Annotated in this window: 20 protein-coding genes; 5 read left to right on the plus strand and 15 right to left on the minus strand. The window is 64.8% G+C overall.

Features of this window, described 5'->3' with window-relative positions:
• Nucleotides 1-77 precede the first annotated feature (77 nt).
• Together LPW39_RS21435 and LPW39_RS21440 are read right to left on the minus strand one after the other, a co-directional pair.
• Nucleotides 78-1,694, minus strand: a complete 1,617-nt coding sequence (locus LPW39_RS21435; protein ID WP_230780313.1) for an ABC transporter substrate-binding protein — start codon at nt 1,692-1,694, stop codon at nt 78-80.
• Between the two features lie 141 nt (nt 1,695-1,835).
• Complete coding sequence (locus LPW39_RS21440) at nt 1,836-3,452, minus strand: ABC transporter substrate-binding protein (protein WP_230780059.1); 1,617 nt, start codon at nt 3,450-3,452, stop codon at nt 1,836-1,838.
• A gap of 349 nt (nt 3,453-3,801) precedes the next feature.
• Here LPW39_RS21440 and LPW39_RS21445 point away from each other — a divergent pair, with 349 nt between their 5' ends.
• Complete coding sequence (locus LPW39_RS21445; RefSeq protein ID WP_230780062.1) at nt 3,802-4,362, plus strand: DUF1439 domain-containing protein; 561 nt, start codon at nt 3,802-3,804, stop codon at nt 4,360-4,362.
• Between the two features lie 86 nt (nt 4,363-4,448).
• Nucleotides 4,449-5,144: a glutathione S-transferase N-terminal domain-containing protein gene (locus LPW39_RS21450; RefSeq protein ID WP_230780064.1), complete on the plus strand. Its 696-nt coding sequence runs from the start codon at nt 4,449-4,451 to the stop codon at nt 5,142-5,144.
• A gap of 64 nt (nt 5,145-5,208) precedes the next feature.
• On the opposite strand, the gene LPW39_RS21455 is transcribed toward LPW39_RS21450, so the two are convergent.
• The 9 genes from LPW39_RS21455 to LPW39_RS21495 form a co-directional block, all read right to left on the minus strand.
• The gene (locus LPW39_RS21455) at nt 5,209-5,565 is read right to left on the minus strand and encodes a RidA family protein (RefSeq protein ID WP_230780068.1); all 357 of its coding nucleotides are present in this window, start codon (nt 5,563-5,565) and stop codon (nt 5,209-5,211) included.
• Between the two features lie 36 nt (nt 5,566-5,601).
• On the minus strand, nt 5,602-6,741 hold the full coding sequence (locus tag LPW39_RS21460; RefSeq protein WP_230780071.1) for an NAD(P)/FAD-dependent oxidoreductase: 1,140 nt from the start codon (nt 6,739-6,741) through the stop codon (nt 5,602-5,604).
• A 1-nt stretch (nt 6,742) separates the two neighbouring features.
• The gene (locus LPW39_RS21465) at nt 6,743-8,140 is read right to left on the minus strand and encodes an FAD/NAD(P)-dependent oxidoreductase (protein WP_230780074.1); all 1,398 of its coding nucleotides are present in this window, start codon (nt 8,138-8,140) and stop codon (nt 6,743-6,745) included.
• The gene (locus LPW39_RS21470; RefSeq protein WP_230780076.1) at nt 8,133-8,474 is read right to left on the minus strand and encodes a (2Fe-2S)-binding protein; all 342 of its coding nucleotides are present in this window, start codon (nt 8,472-8,474) and stop codon (nt 8,133-8,135) included. The genes LPW39_RS21465 and LPW39_RS21470 overlap by 8 nt, the downstream gene beginning before the upstream one ends.
• Nucleotides 8,464-9,606, minus strand: coding sequence for an NAD(P)/FAD-dependent oxidoreductase (locus LPW39_RS21475; protein ID WP_230780079.1), 1,143 nt, complete (start codon nt 9,604-9,606; stop codon nt 8,464-8,466). Before LPW39_RS21475 ends, LPW39_RS21470 begins: the two co-directional genes overlap by 11 nt.
• A gap of 9 nt (nt 9,607-9,615) precedes the next feature.
• On the minus strand, nt 9,616-10,410 hold the full coding sequence (locus LPW39_RS21480; protein WP_230780082.1) for an ABC transporter permease: 795 nt from the start codon (nt 10,408-10,410) through the stop codon (nt 9,616-9,618).
• Nucleotides 10,411-10,413: 3 nt separating this feature from the next.
• A complete protein-coding gene (locus LPW39_RS21485; protein ID WP_230780316.1) occupies nt 10,414-11,244 on the minus strand; it encodes an ABC transporter permease in 831 nt (276 codons plus the stop codon).
• A gap of 25 nt (nt 11,245-11,269) precedes the next feature.
• Nucleotides 11,270-12,322, minus strand: a complete 1,053-nt coding sequence (locus tag LPW39_RS21490) for an ABC transporter ATP-binding protein (protein WP_230780085.1) — start codon at nt 12,320-12,322, stop codon at nt 11,270-11,272.
• Nucleotides 12,323-12,388: 66 nt separating this feature from the next.
• A complete protein-coding gene (locus LPW39_RS21495; protein ID WP_230780087.1) occupies nt 12,389-13,423 on the minus strand; it encodes an ABC transporter substrate-binding protein in 1,035 nt (344 codons plus the stop codon).
• Nucleotides 13,424-13,642: 219 nt separating this feature from the next.
• Between LPW39_RS21495 and LPW39_RS21500 the strand changes: the two genes are divergently transcribed.
• The gene (locus LPW39_RS21500) at nt 13,643-14,563 is read left to right on the plus strand and encodes a LysR substrate-binding domain-containing protein (RefSeq protein ID WP_230780089.1); all 921 of its coding nucleotides are present in this window, start codon (nt 13,643-13,645) and stop codon (nt 14,561-14,563) included.
• Between the two features lie 10 nt (nt 14,564-14,573).
• On the opposite strand, the gene LPW39_RS21505 is transcribed toward LPW39_RS21500, so the two are convergent.
• The 3 genes from LPW39_RS21505 to LPW39_RS21515 are packed head-to-tail and all read right to left on the minus strand — an operon-like array spanning nt 14,574 to nt 17,335.
• Nucleotides 14,574-15,545: a Bug family tripartite tricarboxylate transporter substrate binding protein gene (locus tag LPW39_RS21505; RefSeq protein ID WP_230780091.1), complete on the minus strand. Its 972-nt coding sequence runs from the start codon at nt 15,543-15,545 to the stop codon at nt 14,574-14,576.
• 21 nt (nt 15,546-15,566) lie between these two features.
• On the minus strand, nt 15,567-15,953 hold the full coding sequence (locus tag LPW39_RS21510) for an AtuA-related protein (protein WP_230780093.1): 387 nt from the start codon (nt 15,951-15,953) through the stop codon (nt 15,567-15,569).
• On the minus strand, nt 15,950-17,335 hold the full coding sequence (locus LPW39_RS21515; RefSeq protein WP_230780095.1) for an acyclic terpene utilization AtuA family protein: 1,386 nt from the start codon (nt 17,333-17,335) through the stop codon (nt 15,950-15,952). Before LPW39_RS21515 ends, LPW39_RS21510 begins: the two co-directional genes overlap by 4 nt.
• Before the next feature lie 80 nt (nt 17,336-17,415).
• Between LPW39_RS21515 and LPW39_RS21520 the strand changes: the two genes are divergently transcribed.
• Nucleotides 17,416-18,315: a LysR family transcriptional regulator gene (locus LPW39_RS21520; RefSeq protein WP_230780096.1), complete on the plus strand. Its 900-nt coding sequence runs from the start codon at nt 17,416-17,418 to the stop codon at nt 18,313-18,315.
• Between the two features lie 22 nt (nt 18,316-18,337).
• Entirely contained in the window at nt 18,338-19,690 is a 1,353-nt protein-coding gene (locus LPW39_RS21525; RefSeq protein WP_230780097.1) for a hypothetical protein, read from the plus strand.
• A gap of 21 nt (nt 19,691-19,711) precedes the next feature.
• On the opposite strand, the gene LPW39_RS21530 is transcribed toward LPW39_RS21525, so the two are convergent.
• On the minus strand, nt 19,712-21,406 hold the full coding sequence (locus LPW39_RS21530) for a glycosyltransferase (RefSeq protein WP_230780099.1): 1,695 nt from the start codon (nt 21,404-21,406) through the stop codon (nt 19,712-19,714).

Consider the following 21,406-nt stretch of genomic DNA (forward strand, 5'->3'; position numbering starts at 1 on the left):
TGGCCCCACCACTGGAGCTGGATGCGGGCCATGCCAGGGACCGGGCCTTGCGTTGCGCCCAGTGTGGCATCAGCTTGCTATTTCGGTTTGACCGACATGGCCAGCGTGTACTGGTCGCGTCGGCCTTCGTAGCTCAACCCTTTCTTGAATGCCCAGATGCTGCTCTCGAAATGCAGCGGAATCAGCGGAACGTTGGCCAGCGCAATCTGCGTGGCCTGCTGGTAGGCGGCCTTGCGCGCGTTCGCGTCCATTTGCGACATCGCCGGCACAAACACCTGGTCAAACGCGGGCAGGCTAAAGCCGCCGTAGTTGCTGGTGCCCAGGCCCTTGTCCTTGTCGGTGGTGGCCACCCAGTACTGGAACAGGCCCGAGGCCTCACCGTTCTCCGATGGCCAGCCGCCCATCGCAAAGCTGAACTCGCGTTTGGCGCGCTTGGGGAAATAGATGGCTGCCGCCTGCGCATCCACCGTGGTCTTGATGCCGATCCGCGTCAGGTACTGGGCCACCGCCTGCGCGATCTGGCCGTCGTTGATGTAGCGGTCATTGGTGGTGGTCAGGGTCAGCTCAAAGCCTTGCGGGTAGCCGGCCTCGGCCAGCAGTTTCTTGGCCCCTTCGGGATCGAACTTGATCTCGGTGGGCTTGTCGAGGCTGCCAAACATGCCGGTGGGCATGTACTGGTTGGCGACGGTGGCCATGCCATCCATCAGCCGCTGCACGATCGCCTTGCGGTCAATGGCCATGTTGATGGCCTGGCGCACGCGCAAATCCTGCAGCGGGTTCTTGCCATCGGCGGCCTTGGCAAACGGGCTTTGTGCGCGGCCGGCATCCGGCTGGAAGAAGATCAGCCGGGTGGATGGCGTGGCGACAAAGTCGAGCTTGCTGTTGTCCTTGATGCGCGGCAGGTCGCGCGCAGCGGGGCTTTCGATGATGTCGTAGTCCCCGGACATCAGGCCCGTCAGGCGCGGGCCGGCATTGGGCACGGGCACCATCTTGACGGTCTTCCAGTGCGGCTTGGTTCCCCAGTAACCTTCGTTGCGCTCCATCTCGATGCCGGTGCCCTTGACATAGGACTTGAGCTTGTAAGGGCCCGTGCCGATGGACAGCTTGCCGGTGTTGAAATCGGCCACCGTGGGCCAGGGCGAGGTGACGCCGCAGCCCTCCTTGGGCGCAAAGCGCAGCTTGTCGAACTTGGCGATGCCGCTCCAGATGATGGGCAGTGAACGCGCCAGCTCATTGGGCATCGTCGGAATGGGCCGCTCGCTCTTGATGATGACGGTGTAGTCATCGGGCGTCTGCACATCGCTGAAGCTCTGGGCCGGCTCCATGTAGGAGCGCGAAACATTGGTCTCGTTGTTCAGCACGCGGCACAGCGTAAACAGCACATCCTTGGAGGTGAAGGGCTCGCCATTGGAGAACTTCACACCCTGGCGCAGTTTCAGCTCCCAGGTGTTGTCATCGACGGCGCGCCAGGACTGGGCCAGCCCCGGGATCAGCTCCATCTGCGCATTGCGGTTGATCAGCGACTCGAAGACATGGGCCGAGAACGCGTCGTTGGTGGTGACCTTGTGGTAATGCGGGTCAGCGGCGGTGGGCTCGGAGGCGAGGCCGATGGTCAGCGACTGGGCGGCAGCCATGCCCGCAGGCAGGGCCAACGCAGCCAGGCTGGCCAGCGACAAGGGTGTGCGGCGCGAGATCTTCTTGGTAGACACAGGTCGTTCCTCCTTGGTTAAAAGCCTCGTAGGGCAATGCAAGTGCCGTGCCACTACGTATTCCTCATTGCCCACGCCGGGGTGCAAGAACCTGTTCTAAAACCCCGGCTGCCGCAAGCGCCTTGCTTACTTGGCGGGCTTGACCGACGTTGCCAGCGTGTACTGGTCGCGGCGGCCTTCGTAGCTCAGCTCTTTCTTGAAGGCCCAGATGCTGCTTTCAAAGTGCAGCGGGATCAGCGGCACGTTGTCCAGCGCGATCTGCGTGGCCTGCTCCAGCATGGCCTTGCGCTTGACCGGGTCCACCGTCTTGGCAGCCGGAATGTAGACCTTGTCGAACTCGGCATTGCTGAACGCACCGTAGTTGCTGGTGCCCAGGCCCTTGGGCGAATCGGTGCTGGCCACCCACAGCTGGAACAGGCCCGAGGCCTCGCCGTTCTCCGAAGGCCAGCCGCCGATGGGGAAGCTGAACTCACGCTTGGCGCGCTTGGGGAAGTAGATCGACGCGGTCATCGCATCGACCTTGGTCTTGATGCCGATGCGGGTCAGGTACTGCGCGACCGCTTGCGCAATCTGCGCATCGTTCATGTAGCGGTCGTTCGTCGACGACAGGGTCATCTCGAAGCCATTGGGATAGCCGGCTTCGGCCAGCAGCTTCTTGGCGCCTTCGGGGTCGAACTTGATCTCGGGGGCCTTGGCCAGGCCGCCAAACATGCCATCGGGCATGTACTGGTAGGCGGGGGTGGCCATGCCGTCCATCAGGCGCTGCACGATGGCCTTGCGGTCGATGGCCATGTTGATGGCCTTGCGCACGCGCAGGTCCTGCAGCGGGTTCTTGCCATCGGGGGCGGTCACAAAGGGCGACTTGTCGCGGCCAATATCGGGCTGGAAGAACACCAGGCGGGTGGAAGGCGTGGCAACAAAGGCCAGCTTCTTGTCTTCCTTGATGCGGGCCAGGTCACGGGCGGCTGGGTTCTCGATCAGGTCGTAGTCACCGGACATCAGGCCGGTCAGGCGTGGGCCGGCATTGGGCACGGCCACCATCTTGACGGTCTGCCAGGCAGGCTTGGCGCCCCAGTAGCCGTCATTGCGTTCCAGGGTGATGGCATTGCCCTTCACATAGGACTTGAGCTTGAACGGGCCGGTGCCGATGGCCATCTTGCCGCTGTTGAAGTCGGCCACCGTGGGCCAGGGGCCCTTGTAGCCGCAGCCTTCCTTGGGTGCGAACTTGAGCTTGTCGTGCTTGATGATGCTGCTGGAGATGATGGGCAGGTTGCGCGCAAACTCGGCCGGGATCAGCGGCACGGGCTCGGCGGTCTTGACGATCACCGTCAAGTCATCGGGGGTCTGCACATCGGTGATCAGCTTGGTCGTATCCATGTACGACTGCGAGACATTGGTCTCGTTGTTCAACGTGCGGCAGATGGTGAACAGCACGTCCTGCGAGGTGAAGGGCGCGCCGTTGGAGAACTTCACATCCTTGCGCAGCTTGAACTCCCAGGTCAGGTCGTCCAGGTTCTTCCACGAGGTGGCCAGCGAGGGCACCAGATCCATGTTGGCGGTACGGCCCACCAGCGAGTCATAGACATGCGCCGAGAACGAGTCGTTCGTCGTCATCTTGTGGTAGTGGGGATCGGCCGCTGTCGGCTCGGAGGCCAGGGCAATGGTCAGGTGTTGGGCGTGGGCGGCGCCAATGAGCGAGGCACCCACCAGCGCCAGGGCGCGCTTGTTCAATGCGAAATTCATGTCTGTCCTTGGGATCTTGGCTGGCACTGCACGAATGCAGCGCTTTCGAACCGGAAGGCAGGACGTTGGTGCACCAGCGCGCGCCATCGTCCGCAGCCGGAAAGCCTGCGAATTCTCACACGAAAATTACATCGGCTCACGCTCACGCGGCCCGCGAAAAGTGGGCATTTACCCCAATAAAACAAGGAGATGGGAATTATTCAGAGCTTATTGTTCGCGCAGCACACAATGTTATGCAAGCTGCGCAACAATGCGGTCCCTGCACGTGGGAAAATTCAGCGCTCGTACCCACCACCGATGGCTACGATTTGCCTCCATCTGCCTTCCGCTTTTACGCCATCCAATCCCTATGCGCCGCCGCCTTTTATTGGCCTCCAGCCTGATCGCCGCCAGCATGCTGGCCGCCTGCTCCTTGCTCTCCCCTCCCAGCTACACCTTGTCTGCTGCCGATATGCAGGCCATTGTGGCCAAGTCCTTCCCCCGCTCCTATCCCTTGCTGGGTCTGCTCCAGCTTGATGTGCAGGCCCCCAGCCTGCAACTGCTGCCCGAGAGCAACCGCATCCAGGCGACGATGCGCGCCGACATGTCCGGCAAGGTGCTGCCCCACCGCCTGGACGGCACCATGGTGCTGGACTTTGCACTGCGCTACTCGCCCGCCGACCACAGCCTGCGCGCCACCCAGGTGCAGGTGAAGTCGCTGCAGATGAACGGCCTGCCCGAGGCGATGGAGGTGATGCTGCATGCCTATGCGCCGCGCGCGGCCGAGCATGCGATGGAGGATGTGGTTGTGCACACCCTGCGCCAGGAGGACCTGGACCGCCTGGACAAGGCCGCCGAGCTACCGGCCACCTTCAAGGTCACCGCCGAGGGCCTGCGCATCGAATTTGTGAAGCCCAAGGACGAGAAGTAGGCCGACAGGCCTGCGCCCAATCTGCTTTATGCTGCTGGCAAGGCGCACACTGCAAGCCGCCTGCCTATTGTTTGGAGAGATCCCTCATGCGCACCCTTGCCGATTTCAGTATCACCCGCAAATGGCCGGCCACCCGGCCTGATCTGCTGCAGCTGTATTCGCTGCCCACGCCCAATGGCGTCAAGGTCTCCATCCTGCTCGAAGAGCTGGGCATGCCCTATGAAGTGCACAAGATCAGCTTCGAGAGCAATGACCAGACCTCGCCCGAGTTTGTCGGCACCTTCCCGAACAACAAGATACCGGCCATCATCGACCCCAATGGCCCGGGCGGCCAGGCGATTGCACTGTTCGAGTCCGGCGCCATCATGGTCTACCTGGCCGAGAAGACCGGCATGTTCCTGCCGCAGGATCCCGTCAAGCGCTACGAGACCCTGCAGTGGCTGATGTTCCAGATGGGCGGCATCGGCCCGATGTTTGGCCAGGTCGGTTTCTTCAACATCTTTGCCGGCAAGGATTTTGAGGACAAGCGCCCGCTGACCCGCTATGTGGACGAATCCAAGCGCCTGCTGACCGTGCTGAACAAGCACCTGGCGGGCAAGGAATGGGTGGCCGGCGATACCTACACGATTGCCGATATGGCCATCTTCCCCTGGATCCGCAACATGATCGTGCGCTACAACGCCGAGGCTCTGATCGGCTGGGGCCAGTACCCCGAAGTCAGCCGCGTGCTCAGCCACTGGCTCCAGCGGCCAGCCGTGCAGCGCGGTTTGCTGATCCCCTGATCTGCTTTGCTCTTAGCAAAAAATGCCAGCCCGAGGGCTGGCATTTTGCTTTGCAGGCAGTTGCTTAGACGGCTGCGCTCACGATAATTTCGACCAGCAACTCTGGGCGGGCCAGCTTGGCTTCGCAGGTCGCGCGGGTCGGCATATTGGCCTTGTCGGCCCATTCGCCCCAGACCTGGTTCATGCCGGCGAAGTCCTTGTCGATGTCCTTGAGCCAGATCTGCACGGTCAGCAGGCGCGACTTGCTGGTGCCGGCTTGCTGCAGGTAGCCGTCGATCTTGGCCAGCACGTCGCGGGTCTGGGCGCCAATGTCGCCCGAGATATCGCCAGCGGTTACGCCCGCCACATAGACCACGCCGCCGTGCACAACGATGCGGCTAAGGCGTTCATTGCTGTCGATACGTTGGATGTCGTTGCTCATCATTTACTCCCTGAGATAAAAATACGACCGCTGCAGCTAGGCACTAGCAAAGCGGTCTACACGAAACGCCGAAATCGGCAAGGTACTGGTGCCCTGGGTCACCAGCTCGGCCACAATGCAGCCGGTAATCGGACTGAGCTCAAAGCCATGGGCAGAGAAGCCAAAGGCATGCACGAGGTTATCAGCCCCGGCACTCGGGCCGATGACAGGAATCTCATCGGGCATGAAGCCCTCGATACCGGTCCAGGCCCGTGCAATGCTCACATCGCGCAGATGCGGGAACAGGTCGATGACGGTCTGCGCGCTCTTGGGCATGCGGTTGAGGTCGACCATCGCATGGCGCTGGCTGGCATCGGCCTCGCAGCGCAGGCCGCCCCCAATCACCACCGTGCCATTGTCGAACTGCTTGAACGACAGCGGCCGGCCCATCGCGCCCAGCACGGGTTTGACAAACGGCGCCACGCGCTGGGTCACCATCAGCATCAGGCCGCCGGCCACCATCGGCACCGGGTCGCCCACCTGCGCGGCAAAATCGGCCGCCCAGGCGCCTGCCGTGTTGACCAGCCAGGGCGCATGGAACGCGCCCTGCGCGGTGCTGGCCTGCCACATGCCGCTTTGCTGGTCCACGCGCAGCACAGGCGCCTGCTCGACGATCTGCACGCCCAGCTTTTCTGCCGCCAGGCGGTAGGCCGTGGCCACCTTGTAAGGCAGCGCATAGCCATCGCGGTCGGCCCAGATGCCGCCCACCACATGGGGCGAGATGGTGGGCACCAGCTCGCGCACCTGCTGCTGGTCCACCCATTGCTCGTGGAAAAAGCCCAGGCCGTTGAGCATGGCCACGCGTGCCTTGGCCTTGATAGCATCGGCCTCGTTCTCGGCCACCTGCAGCTGGCCCGAGGGCACAAAGCCACCATCGCTGCCGATGATGTCGGCCAGGCCATGCCAGAGCTGCTCACGCGCGGCCAAGGCCAGCGGAATCTCGGCCACATGGCGGCCCAGGGTGCGCACGCCACCGGCATTGACGCCGGAGGCATGGCGACCGCAGTACTCGGCCTCCAGCAGGCGCACGCGGAGGCCTGCCTTGGCCAGCTGGAAGGCGCTGGAGAGGCCTTGCAGGCCGCCCCCGATCACCAGCACATCGCTGCTGCCCGATGCCGGGCTGGCTATGCCGGCCATGTCACAGGCCTGCGGCCAGCTGGGCCAGCGACAGCGACTTGAGCGGCGGACGGATGCGGTAGTAGCCCACGTCCTGCGGCGACAGCTTGGCCTCCTTGGCGATGATCTCGGTCACCGTCAAACCGCATTGGCGGCCCTGGCAGGGGCCCATGCCGCAGCGGCTGAAGGACTTGGTCTGGTTCGGGCCCACACAGCCCAGCTGCACCTGCTCGCGGATCGAGCCGGCAGTCACCTCTTCGCAGCGGCAGACCACGACCTCGTCGGCCGGAATGCGGAACTCGTCCTTGGGCCGGTACTGCTGGTTCAGGAAGGGGCGGATGCGCAGATGCTGCGCGATCTGGGCGCGCTGCTGCGCACCGTCCTCGCTCGTGCCAAAGCCCAGGCTGTTGGCCACGGCGATGCCGGCCAAGGCACCCTGCATCTCGGCCACCAGCGCGCCGCCAATGCCGGCGCCGTCACCGGCGATATAGATGCCGGGCAGGCTGGTCTGGCCCCAGCTATCGAGCACGGGCACCCAGCACAGCTGTTCATCGTCCCAATGGTGCTCGGCCCGCAAGGACCAGGACACCTGGGTGTTGGGCACGACGCCCTGGTGCAGCAGCACCAGCTCGCAATCGATCTGCTGGGCACGGCCCGCGCTGCTGAAGCTCACCTGCCGCACCGCGTCATCCCCCTCGATGCGCAGGCCGCCCACATCCTTGAAGAAGGGGATGCCGGCCGACTTGATCTCGCGCAGCAGGCCCAGGCCCTTGCGCACATAGCCCCAGCCGGCCAGCAGCGACGAGGCATGGCTGATCGCCAAGCGCCAGTCGGTGCCCGCCGAGGTGTCGAGCACCGCGCGGATTTCCACACCGGCGCGCAGGTACTGCGCTGCCAACAAATAGAGCAAGGGGCCGCAGCCCGCCAGCACCACCGGCACCTGGGGCACCACGGCGGCGTTCTTCAGCAGGATCTGGCCGGCGCCGGCGGTCATCACACCGGGCAGGGTCCAGCCCGGCACGGGGAAAGGCCGCTCCATCGCGCCGGTAGCAATCACCAGCGACTTGGTCTCGATGCGGGTGGTGCGGTCATTGCGCAGCACATGCACGGTCTTGTCGGGGTCGATCTGCCAGACCGAGGCGCCCGCCCAGTGGGTCAGGCCGCTGGCTCGGATCTGCTCGGCCAGCGATTTGCCGTAGACATAGTCGGAGCCGAGGATGCGCTCGCGCTGGGCATCGGTCTCGGTGATGCTGCGGTAGATCTGGCCGCCCACCTGGGGTTGCTCGTCCAGCAGCAGCACATCCAGGCCGCGCCGCTTGGCCGCCAGGGCCGCTGCCATGCCGGCCGGGCCGGCGCCGATCACGACCAGGTCGCGCACCTGGCTGGGCGCGTTGTTCAAAGGGATAACGGGGTTAGACATGCTTGGCCTCCTGCGCGTCCAGCAGGCTGGGCGCTGCTTGCATGGTGGTCACTTCCATGCCGTCTGCCGGGGTGATCAGGCAGGCCTGCTGGTTGGGCCGGCCATTGACGTCGACCATGCACTCAAAGCACACACCCATCATGCAGTAGGGTGCGCGGGCGCCCTGGCCCACCGGCGAGACGCGCACCGCGGTAACGCCAGCCGCCAACAGGCCAGCGGCCAGGCTGGCGGCCGGCGACATGCGCACCACGGTGCCGTTGACCAGCACCGACACCGTGCCAGCGGCCCCGGCCTGGTGGCCAGGGAGGTATTTGAAAAGGGCTTTAGATGCCATAGGGTTTCACTTCCGTTTCCGGCGTAAATCGGGTTGCCGAGAATGCCTCGATGGCGGCCGGCCGCAGGCCCGTGGCCACCCAGGGGGCGATGCAAAAGACGTGTTGGGCCGCCAGGGTGACGCCGCTGTGGCAGGTCACGGCAAACGCGCCCGGGTGGCTCTCGGACTCCTGGTACATGGGGAAGCCATCGGGCGACATCACCCGCAGCGCGGCCCAGGTACGCACCACGCGGGCGTTGGCCAGCGCCGGGAAGCACTTGACCGCGCGCGCCGCAATCCTGGCGTTCACCGGCACGCGCACCATGTCGTCAAAGCCCAGCTCCTCCATCGAGTCACCGATCTGCACCGTGCCCTCATCGGTCTGGCGCACATAGTTGGTGGGGTGTGGCAAAAAGGGCTGCACCCGCTCGGTGATGAAGACCTGGCCCTTGTTGGGCCGCACCGGCACAAACATGCCCACCATCGCCGACAGCTGTTGCGTCGCATGGCCGGCGGCAATCACGATGCGCGGCGCCTGCCAGGCATGCGCGCCTGCGCTGACGTGGAAGATGCCGCCTTCCTTGCGGATCGCATCGACCTGCATGCGGTTGTGGATGCGCGCGCCCTTGGCGATGTTGGCGCTGTAGAGCGCCCGCAGCAGCTTCAAGGGATTGCAGTGGCCGTCCATCGCCGAGTAGGTGGCGCCCGCGACCTCGGGACCCAGGCCCGGCAGCTGCTGGGCGGCTTCGTCACGGCTCAGCACCGTGGTGCGGTAGGCGGGGTCGCCCACCTCGGACTCCAGCCACTGGAGCTTGGCCACGCGCTGGGCCATTTCTTCCTCGCTCAGGCAAATGTGCAGGCCGCCGGGCTGCATCAGCTCGACGTCGATGCCGGTCTGTGCCTGCAGCTCATCGCGCAGCGCCGGCCACTGGCGGGCCGAGCCAAAGCTCCAGCGGGCGTAGTCCGCCATGCCGTGGCCCTTGCCCTGCACCCAGACCAGGCCAAAGTTTCCTCGTGAAGGGCGAATCGTGTCGTCCGCGCCGTCGATGATCGTGACCGACAGACCCTGGCGCAGCAGCCCGTAAGCCACGGAACTGCCCACCAGGCCACCGCCGATCACAATGACATCGCTGCTATGTGTGTTGTTGTTCATTGTTGTCTCTCAACCTTTGCCAATCAGGACCTTCTCCAGGCCGACCAGCTTGTCCAGGATGACCATCAGCACCAGGGTGCCGACGATCAGCACGGTGGAGACCGAAGTCACCAGCGGGTCGATGGTCTGGGCGATGTGGTTGTACATGGCGACCGGCAAGGTCATCGTGCCGGGGGTGGCCACAAACACCGTCATCGTCAGCTCGTCAAAGCTCTGGATGAAGGAGAGCATCCAGCCGCCGGCGATACCGGCCATCAGCATGGGCACGGTGATGCGCATGAAGACGGTGCTGCGCGATGCACCCAGCGACAGGCCGGCATGCTCGATCTCGCGGTTCATGCCCGTGGCCGCAGCCAGCACCATGCGCAAGGCATAGGGCATGATGCAGATCACATGGGTGAACATGAGCCAGAAGAACGAACCCGACAGCCCGGCGATGTTGAAAAAGCGCAGAAAGGCCGCGCCCAGCACGACGTGGGGGATCATCAGCGGCGACATGAAGAAGGCCATCAGCACCTCGCGGCCGGCAAAGCGGTAGCGGGTGATGGCCAGCGCAGCGGGCACCGCCAGCGCGATGGCGATCGATGCCGATGCCAGGCCCAGCTTGGCCGAGAACCAGAAGGCCGACTTGATCTCGGTCGCGTCGAGGATGGCGCGGAACCAGCGCAAGGACAGGCCATCGGTGGGGAAAGAGATGAAGCCCTTGTCGGTAAAGGCCACCGCCACCACGACAGCCAGCGGCGCCAGAATGAAGGTGATGAACAGCGCGTGGTAGACCAGCGCCAGAGGACTGTTTTTTTGCATGGCTCAACCCTCGAAAACAGCTTTGAAGCGGCGCTCGATCCAGCGATTGCAGCCCACGATGATGACGATATTGGCGACCAGCAGCACCACGGCAATGGCAGCGCCCAGCGGCCAGTTCAAGGTGTTGAGGAACTCGTCGTAGGCGGCCGTGGCCACCACCTTCAGGCGGCGCCCGCCCAGCAGTGCCGGCGTGGCAAAGGCCGATGCCGACAGCGCGAAGACGATGATGCTGCCCGAGAGGATGCCCGGCAGCAGCTGGGGCAGCACCACACGGCGGAACACGGTGCGCTGGCTGGCACCCAGCGACAGGCCGGCGTTCTCGACCTGGGGGTCGAGCTTTTGCAGCGAGGCCCAGACGGAGATCACCATGAAGGGCACCATCACATGCACCATGGCGATGGTCACGCCAGTCATCGTAAAGGCCAGGCGCAGCGGCTCATCGATGATGTGGAACAGCATCAGCCCCTTGTTGATGAGGCCGTTGTTGCCCATCAGGATGGACCAGCCCAGGGTACGCACCACCACCGAGATCAGCAGCGGCGCCAGGATGATCAGCAGAAACACACCGCGCCAGCGGCCGCGCATGCGGGAGATGATGATGGTCTCGGGCACGCCCAGCACCACGCAGAGCACGGTGACGATGGCCGACATCAGCGCCGTGCGGCCAAAGATCTCCAGGTAGTAGCTGTCGCTGAAGATCTCCAGGTAGTTCTTCAGCGAATAGACGTTCTGGATGCCTTCCATGCCATTGAAGACATTCAGCGACAGAATGGCCGTCAATGCCAGCGGCGCCAGCAGCATGGTCACAAAGACCAGCAGGCCGGGCCCGGACATGGCCCAGGGTTTCCAGCGGTTCTTGCTATCCACGGCTGGCCTCCTGCTGGGTCAGCACGCGCACATCCTCGAGCGACCAGTTCAGGCTCACCTCATCGCCCTCATGCAGCGCGGCGCGGCGTGCATTGGGCAGGCTGATGTGGATGTCGCCCAAGCCGGTGCTGACATTGACCACCCACTGGCTGCCCAGGAACAGCAAGGTCTTGATCGTGCCGGGCAGGCCGCCCTGGCCGGCCGGGGCCACCTCGATGCGCTCGGGCCGCAGGTAGACCACGACCGGGCCGCTGTCCACCGGGCTGGGCGCGCCCAGCACCATGTCGCCGATCTTCACGGTCTCGCGGCTTTGGGCCTGGCCTTCGAAGCGGTTGGTCTTGCCCAGGAACACCGAGGCAAAGTCGCAGGTCGGCTTGTCGTAGATCTGCTGGGGCGAATCGACCTGGGCGATCTGGCCGTTGTGCATCACCGCAATGCGGTCGCTCATGGTCATCGCCTCGACCTGGTCGTGCGTCACCAGGATGGTGGTGATGCCCAGCTGGCGCTGAATGGCGCGCATCTCGACGTGCATTTCCTGGCGCAGCTTGGCGTCCAGGTTGGACATGGGTTCGTCCAGCAGCAGCACTTCGGGCTGGATCGCCAGGGCGCGGGCAATGGCCACACGCTGGCGCTGGCCGCCGGAGAGTTCACGCGGGTACCGGGCACCGAGGCCATACAGGCGCACCAGCGCCAGCGCGTCCTGGATGCGCTTTTGCATCACGTCGCGGCTGAGCTTGCGCATCTCCAGACCGAAGGAGATGTTCTGCTCCACCGTCATGTGGGGGAAGAGCGCATAGCTCTGGAACACCACGCCCATACCGCGCTGCTCGGGACGCAGCTGGGTGATGTCCTTGCAGTCGAGCACGATGCGGCCCTGGCTGGGATCCAGAAAGCCGGCAATCATCTGCAAGGTGGTTGTCTTGCCGCAGCCCGAAGGGCCGAGCAGCGATACGAACTCACCACGATGGACGTCCAGGTGGAAGTCCTTGACGGCAACAAAATCCCCGAACCTCTTGGCGAGGCCCTCGATACGTAGAAAACTCATGTGAAACTCCGGGGCCTGCGGCCCGCGTGGGGCGGCGCGGCAGGCCTGTGTAGGGCTGCTGGCGGGTTAACGTTCTACCGTGCGGTTCCAGCGGTTAGTCCACTCGGAGCGCTTGACGTTGACGATCTTGTAGTCCACGGTCTTCAACTGGGCGATCTGTTCCGGGCCATAAGGCACTTGCTTGGCGACCTTCTCGTCGAGCTTGACCTTGCTGTTCATGGGGCCCCAGGCCTGGGTCTCGGCCAGCGCGGTTTGCGCCTCCGGGGTGTAGAGGAACTGCACGAACTTCTGCGCGCCCGCCTTGGGCTGCTTCTTGGCCACAGGGCAGACGGAGGTGAACAGCGCAAATGCGCCTTCCTTGGGGTAGACGAACTTCACCGGAAAGCCGGTATCGGCCAGCGCCTTGACACGGCCGCTGCCCCAGACGCCGATGACGGCATCGCCGTTCTGGAACAGCTCGGTCATCTTGCCCGGCGACGGTTCCCAGGCCAGCACATTCGGGCCCACCTCCTTGATCAGCGCCTGGAAGCCGGGGTCGATGTTGTTGGCGCCGCCACCGTTCATTTCGGCAAACATCAGCAGGGTCTGCAAACCGTAGCCGTTGTTGATCGGCGGGATCACCGTCTTGCTCTTGAACTTCTTGTCCTTGAGGTCGTTCCACGAGCTGGGAGCGGCCCAGCCGGCCTTCTTGAAGGCTTCTTCGTTGTAGAACAGGCCGGTGGCGATGACGCCCAGGTTCAGCGACTTGTTGCCCGCCGTCTTGGCCATCGGGTAGAGGTCGTTGTAGACCGGTGCAGCCTCGATGTCGCCGCAGAAGCCGAACTGCACCGCCTGCTCCATTGGGCCGTCGTCCATCAGCGCCACGTCGTACTGGGGGTTGTTCTTTTCGGCCTGGAGCTTGGCCAAGGTGTCGGTGGAGTTGCCGGGCACATAGATGACCTTGTTGCCGGTCAGCTTCTCATAGGCCGGAATGATCTTTTGCTTGAAGGCGGTCTCGGTCGAGCCGCCATAGCCACCGACATAAATGTCTTCAGCATGGGCAATGCCAGCGGTGGCAGCAAAGGCTGCGGCCAGGGAGAGAGCCAGACGGGATGCGGTCATCGAAATTACCTCCGGAAAGTGGATAGGAACCAAGTGGAATTCAATCTGTCTGGTAGCCAATGATAGGCATCTGCAGGCAAAATTGAATCGGTGGATTCCTGCTTCAATGCCTTAATGGGATGGAAATTTCTCAATCGATAAGCCATTGAAATAACGACAAAATTAGTAATTTTGTAGACTATTCGATTGCATTAGGCCATTAACTCATGTCTTTACAACATGGATAAGAAGATCACACTGCGCCATCTGGAGGCGTTTCGCGCGCTGATGCTGCGCCGCTCGGTCACGGCAGCAGCGCAGTCGCTGGAGGTGACCCAGCCGGTGGTGACACGGCTGATTGCCGAATTCGAGGCGCGCATCGGCATGCCGCTGTTCGAGCGGGTCAAGAGCCGGCTGCAGCCGACCTCGGCCGCGACCTTATTGCTGGAAGACGTGCACCAGGCCTTGATGGGCATCGAGCGCATCCGCAACATCTCCGAGAACGTGCGCTTTCGGCGTCTGCAGCGGTTGGAGGTGACGGCCGCCCCCGCCATGGCGACCTCGTTCCTGCCCAGCGCCATTGCCAAGTTCAGCGCCCAGTTCCCCGAGACCCTGGTCACCTTGCACATGCAGGCCTCGCCGGCCGCGCTGGACATGGTGCAGGCCGAGCGCTGCGACATCGGCTTTGTGATGCTCTCGCCCGACCACACCCGCTTCAAGGGACTGGAGACCCTGGTGATCGGCAAGCTGGTGGTGGCCGTGCCCGCCGGCCACAAGCTGGCGCGCAGAAACAGCCTGTCACCGGTCGACTTTGTCGACGAGCCCCTGGTGTCGCTGCCGACGATGATGGAGACGCGCACCAAGCTCGACAGCCTGTTCCTGGTCAACCGCGTGCAGCGCCGTGTGAACATCGAGACCCAGATCTCGTATGCCGCCATCAAGCTGGTCGAGGCCGGCGCCGGCCTGGCCATCATCGACCCGCTGACCGCCTGCAGCTACCACGGGCCCGATGTGAAGTTTGTGCTGTTCGAGCCCGCCGTCCCCTGCGAGTACTCAATGGTGGTCTCCAACCGCCATGCCTCCACCCTGGTGCTCAAGCCCTTTATCGACCTGGCCAAGGCGGAGATCAAGCGCATGCTGCCCAAACGCTGGATTCTTTGAGAAGCGCGGTTTATTCCGGCGTGATACCCGCCGCCTTGATCACCTGCCCCCATTTGGTGGTCTCGGTGGCCTGGAACTGCGCCAGCTCGGTCTGGCTGGTGGTCCAGGGGTCGGAGCCCGACATCTCGAAGAAGGACTTGGCAGCGGCACTGCCAACCGCTTGGCCCAGCAGCTGGTTGAGCCTGGCGCTGACGGCAGCGGGCACGTTGGCAGGCGCATAGGCGGCAAACCAGTAGCCCATGTCATAGCCCTTCACACCGGCCTCGGCAATCGTCGGCACATCGGGCAGCTGGGCGCTGCGCTTTTGCGTCGAGTAGCCCAGCGCGCGCAGCTTGCCGGCCTTGATCTGCGGCACGCCGGTGGATACGTCGGTGATCATCAGGTTGATCTGGCCGCCCAGCAGGTCGGTGATGGCCAGCGGGTTGCTCTTGTAGGGCACATGCAGGATGTCCACATCGGCCAGCTGCTTGAGCATCTCGCCAGCGACCCGGCTGGACGAGCTGCCGCTGCCAAAGCTGAGCTTGCCCGGGTTGGCCTTGGCATAGGCCAGCAGCTCGCCCACCGACTGGTAAGGCGCATTGGCCGGCACCACGAGCACCTGGCCGCCCTTGCCCAGGCCGGTGATCGGCGTGAAGTCCTTGACCGGGTCATAGGACAGCTTGCGGTAGAGATGGATATTGGCCGCATGCGTGGTGTTGGTGGTGATCAGCACCGTGTAGCCATCGGCCGGGGCCTTGGCCACCGCCTGCGCGGCAATCATGCCGCTGGCACCGGCCTTGTTCTCGACGATCACCGGCTGGTGGGTCTGCTCGGTCACCGCCTGGCCCAGCGCCCGCGCCAGTTGGTCGGTGGCGCTGCCGGCCGCAAAGGGCACGACAAAGGTGATGGGTTTGGACGGGAAGCTCGCTTGCGCAAAGGCCAGCGGGCTGAGGGCCAGGGCCGTGGCACAGGCCAGCAGGTGGCGGCGGGTGGAAAATTTCATCTTTTGTCTCCGGTTGGTTTCTTATCCCGTGGTGGCTGGCAGGGCCGCATCGGCGGGCCCTACCAGATGGGCCTGCAAATGCAGCGGCAGCACGATGGGCATTTGCAGCACGCGAAAGCACAGAGCCTTGCCATGGCTGTCGAGGTTCAGCGCGTCGTTGACGCCGCCGTCCAGCACCTCGTCGAGCACCAGGTTCATCGCCTGCAGCTGGGGCAGCAGATAGCGCTGCACCTGGCGGGGCTGCCGGTCGGCAAACAGCGCGGCAACCGCCGCTTCGGTGACTTGTGCGCAGATGGCATCCCAGAGCGCGGGATGCCAGGCGATCACGCTGATGTTGGAGCGGTTGCCCTTGTCGCCGGTGCGCCCATGGGCCAGGCGGTAGAGCGGGACGGTGATGTGGTCGTTCATGGGGCGGCCTCCTCTTGCGCAGCCCAGACAAAGCCCGTGGCAATCAGTGCCTGGGGCACCAAGCAGGAGACCATGCCCAGGCGCTGGCGCATATGGCTGCGCACGCCGCCGCCACCGGCGGGCCCGCAGCAGTACAGCGCATTGATCTCGCGCGGCAGGCGGGCAGCGGTGGCCTTGTCGGCATGCTGCCAGGCCATGCGCAGGCGCACATCGGGCGATGCGGCCGACAGATCAGCGCCGGCCAGCCAGTCGCTGGCATCATTGCCCCAGACGCTGGTGACACCGATCAGGTCGCTGCGCAGCGGCGCAATGCCCCGCAGGCGCTGGGCGACAGTCTGCGCCGCCAGCCGCGCACGCTCGGCCGCACGCGGCCCGGCGTAGGAAATCTCGGCCTCGGCAAACCAGCCCGAGGCATAGCAGGCGTTGACCTTGAGCGCCTCCGGGCGCGGATGGCCGACGACGCCCTCCAGCCGCACGCGGTTCTCACCCTCGGCCCGCACCTGGGCCTGGCTGATGTCGGCCACCACATCGGGGGTCAGGTAGCAACGGGGGTCGTGGATCTCGTAGAGCAGCTGCTCCTTGACGGTGGCGGTGGTGATGCAGCCGCCGGTGCCCTCGGGCTTGAAGATGCTGCAGTGGCCGCTGTCGTCGATTTCGGCGATCGGGTAGCCCAGCTGGTCCATGCCGGGGACGTCCTTGTAGCCGGGGTCGGCAAAATAGCCGCCGCTGACCTGGGTGCCGCATTCCAGCAGGTGGCCGGCCATCGTCGCGCGGGCCAGGCGGTCCCAGTCGTCCCAGGCCCAGCCAAAATGCGCCATCGCCGGGCCCAGCACCAGCGAAGGATCAGCGACGCGGCCGCAGACCACGATATCGGCGCCTGCCTGCAAGGCCTCGGCAATCGGCCGCGCACCAATATAGGCATTGGCGCTGACCAGTGGCTGCTCGGGCATCTGCGCACCCAGGGCCTGGGCCAGCATGGGCCGCTGAGCCGGGCCGCTCAGGTCATCGCCCTGCACCACGGCAATACGGGGGGCGCGCAGGCCCAGGCTGCGGGCCAGGGCGGCAATGGCGCGGGCGGCGCCTTGCGGGTTGGCAGCGCCAAAATTGCTGACGATGCGGATACGGTGCGCCAGACAGTCGGCCAGCACCGGGCGCAGCAGCTCCAGCAGCAGGGGCTCGTAGCCGGCATCGGGGTCGTCGCGCCGGGCGAGCTGGGCCAGCGCCAAGGTGCGCTCGGCCAGGGTTTCAAAAATCAGAAACGCGGGCTGCTGCAGCGCGATCAGCGCCTGCACCACCGGCGCTGCCGCATCCACCCGATCGCCTGAAAAACCAGCCGCGCAGCCTATCAGCATGGGGGCGGGCGCTGTCTTGTCTGTCTGCATAGCATCTCCTGCAGGCCACTATAGAAAATAGGCTCTATGTTGTGAAATCGATAATTGAGATTGATTAATCTGCAATGCAAATGAATCTCTCCCACCGCGACATCCAGGCCTTTCTGGCGCTGGCCAGCCAGAAAAACTTCACCCGGGCGGCCAGCCTGTGCCATCTGTCCCAACCGGCTTTCAGCGCGCTGATCCGCACGCTGGAGGCCACGGTGGGCCTGCGCCTGTTCGAGCGCAGCACCCGGCATGTGCTGCTGACGCCCGAAGGCGAGCAGTTTCTGCTGTCGGCCCAGCGCATTGCGGCGGAATTTGCCGCCTGCGAAAAAGCCATGCGCGATACGGCCCAGCTCAGCCAGGGCAAGGTCGCCGTGGCCTTGCTGCCGTCGCTGGCGGCCGGCTGGCTGCCCGGGGTGCTGCGCAGCTTTGCCGGCCAGCACCCAGGAGTGCAGCTGCAGGTCTTTGATGTGCTGTCCGAGCCCTGCATTGCGGCGGTGGCCAATGGCGATGCCGACTTTGCGCTGGCCGCCATCCGTGCCGACACGCCCGATCTGCGCGCCGAGCCGTTTTGCAGCGACCGCTTTCACCTGGTCTGCCCGGTGGACCACCCGTTGGCTGCGCTGGACGAGGTGCAGCTGGCCGACCTGGCCGCCTGGCCCTTTGTGCACCTGGCCCGGCACAGCAGCGTGCGCCAGTACCTCGATGCCGCCTTCTTTCCCCAGACCATGCAGACCCTGGTGGAGGTGGAGCAGCTGGCCACCGTGATGGGCCTGGTCAAGGCCGGGCTGGGCATCAGTGTGGTACCGGCCCTGAGCTTGTTTCATTTTGCGCAGCCCGGCCTGGTCACCCGCCCGTTGGATCTGCCCGGCATGGAGCGCCAGATCTACATGGTGCGCAGGCGCGAGCCCAGCCTGTCGCTGGTGGCCCACGCGCTGTACCAATTAATGCAACAAAAACGCCCAGATTTCTCCCATATTGCCTGACGCGCTCTACACTGCAGCGCTGATGCCCTGGATCAGCCCGCCCCTCACACCGCCTGCCGGCGCCCCCCCACTGCCCTATCTGGCGCTGCGCACCCGGGTCTGGTCGCTGCTGGCCTGGGCGGCGCTGTTTGCGCTGCTCGCCTGCGCCATGCGCATGCTGCTGAACTATCCCATGTGCGTCAACGACGAGCGCAACTGGATTGGCATCGCCCAGCAGCTCGACCAGGGCGTTGCCTGGCCGGTCTCCGGGCCCGCGTTTGTGAATACGCTGCGCCAAGCGGCTTGGGTAACCAACTCCAGCCATGCGCAAGTGATGCCCTGGATGGGGGTCTGCGGCGTATTTATCGTTGTCGGCGGCCTGAGCTGGGGCTACTACCGCCTGGGACTCAAGAGCCTGGTGCCGGTGTTTGCCACGTTGGCGCTGTCGAGCTATTTCTGGGCGCCCCTGATGGAGGCACGCCCGCAGCAATGGGGGCAGCTGGCGGTGTTTCTGGGCACCATCTCGGCCTGGCGCTGGCTGCAGCACCGGGGTGGCCTGGCCTTCTTCCTGGCACTGCCGGGCGTCGCCTTCACCCATATCCTGAGCCATGCAGTGCTGGTGTTTCTCTGTCTGGTGCTGGTGGTAGCACACGGCACGGTGCATCGCCAGTGGAGCCGCCGGCATCTCATGGTGGCCTTGCTGGGCGTTGCCAGTTTTGTTGTCTATGCCTGGCCCGGCGGGCCCTATACAGACATGCTGCGCGATTTGCGCCAGGCGCACTTTCGCCATTGGCCTTTTGGCCTGCCCACCTCTGTGGGAATACTGTCTCTGGCGGCCTTGCTGTTGTGGGCTATTCACCACTGTTGGCAGTGGCGCCCCCAGTGGCCCGCTGCAGCTGCAGCCCGGCTGCTGCGCCACCAGCGCGCGGCCGGGTGGGCCTTGTGCCTGGCAGCCCTTGTGATGGTAAGCATGCAGGCCTATCTGCTGCCGCCAGCGGCCTGGGCCCCTTATGAAGGCTCCTGGCTACGCTTTGTTCTGTTCCAGGCCGGCAATCTGCTGTTCGCCGGCTTTCTGGTGGTTGGCGCAGGACGCTGGCTGGGCGGCTTTCACCACCACCGCATCGATCCAGGCATGGCCCGCTTTCTGGTCTGTGTGCTGGTCGGCATTGCGCTGCTGGGCCTGCTGGCCGTTGCCGCCTCGTGGTGGCTGCTCGATACCAACTGGATGCTGCGCGTGCTGAACTACGGCATCTTCTTTGCCGCTGTGCCGGCGGCGCTGGGCATGGAGGAATTCACCCGCCACTGGCCGCGCTGGCGGCGGGGCCTGCTGCTGGGTGCGGGCATGGCCGCCAGCGTGCTGGCCGTAGTGCGCCCTCCGATGCTGCTGGGCTGCTGAGCCAGCAGCCACAGCGCCAAGCTATCGCACAAACAAATGCCGGCCTACCAAGGCATGGCGTGCGCTGGCCCAGGCAGCCACTTCCTCACCGCGCAACTGCAAGGCCGTGCGCCCCAACTGCAGGTGGCGGATACCGCGCCGCGCCAGCCAGCGCTGCCAGATGCCCGCTGGTGCTGCCTGGGGCGGCTCACTGCCCGTCTCGCCCAGCAGATCGGCAGCCGCCCGGATGGACAGCGCACTGAGCGCCTGCTCGCCGGCCAGCCGCTGGACCAGTGCGACCACATCGGACCAGCCCAGCTCCGCCAGCGATACATGTGCCAGACCCGCCAGCACCTGCGGATCAGGGCTGCGTGGGCCGCTGGCATCAACGCAGAGCAGCAGGCTCTCGGGGTGGCTGGCCTGCCACTGCCGCAGCAACGGCCATTGCGCTGCCTGCTGCACTACGGCGATCTGCAGGGGCCTGCCCTGTGCGGCAGCCTGTGGCTGGGCAGGTAGCCGCTCGGGGGCGGGCAGGATGCTGTCATAGACCTCGGCAATGCGACGCTCGCACTGGCCGATGGTGAAATAGGCATCGGCCGCCTGCTGGGCAGCGATGCCCCGCTCGGCCAGCTGTGCCTTGGCGGCGAGCGCCTGGCGTATCGCCTCCTTCCAGGCCTGCACCTGGTCGGGGGCATAGCACTGCCCGCTGCCCGACTGCCCCACCACCCAGGACATGCCCGAGCCATCCAGATCAGAGGCAATGCAGGGCTTGCCATGCTGCATGGCTTCGATCAGCACCAGGCCAAAGGCCTCGGTGCGCTCGCGCGACGCGAGCGCGAAGATATCGCAGCTGTTGAACAGCGCATGCTTTTGCGCCTCGCTCACCTGGCCGAGCAGCAGGACGTTGGCGCAGCCCTGCTGGTCGCGCTCGCGCGCAATCAGCGCTTCGAGCTCCTTGCGCTGCTCGCCTTCACCGGCAATGATCAGCTGCACATCGGCAAAGCCGGCCACCGCCGAGATCAAGGTGTCAAAGCCCTTGTAGTAGGTCAAACGGCCCACCGATAACACGCGCAGCCGGGCATTGCCCCAGAGCTGCAGTTGCGGCGACTCGGCCTGGGCCTGCTCCAGCACCTCTTGGTCCAAAGGCTTCAAACCCAGCGGGATCGCCAAGGTCTTGAACAACCAGCGCTGCAGCGGCACGCTGGCCGCCATGTAGGGGGGAGAGGTGGCCAGGATGGCCGCACTTTGCCGCAGCAGCTTGGTCTCGAACGGCCGGTAGATCTGGTAGCACAGCTGCAGCACGCGGTCCCATTGGGAGATCAGCACATCCGAGTGCCAGTGCGTGACCCAGGCAATGCGGCGGGCGGCGGGCATGATGAGCGCCCAGAATGCCGCATTGTTGGGCATGTGCAGATGCAGAACATCGGGCTTGAAGGCGCGTATGGCCCGGTGCAGCGCCAGCGGAAAACCCAGCGCAATCGGCGCGAACACCAAGGTGATCTGCACCGGCACGCGGATGAGCCAGGGCGGGTCATCGGGCAGTGGATCGCCATGCACCACCGCGCGGGCATCGATGCCGTTGGCGCGCTGCTGCTCGATCAGATCGGCCAGAAACGATTCCATGCCGCCCCGGTAAGGCGGGTAGAACTTGCCCACGTGCAGCACCCGCTGCGGTCTCTGGCTGGACGGTCCATCCAAGGGCTCGGCGCTGGGCTGGCCCCACCAATTGCGCAACAT

Origin of the sequence: Comamonas koreensis (genome assembly GCF_021026195.1) — a bacterium.
GTDB lineage: Bacteria > Pseudomonadota > Gammaproteobacteria > Burkholderiales > Burkholderiaceae_C > Comamonas > Comamonas koreensis.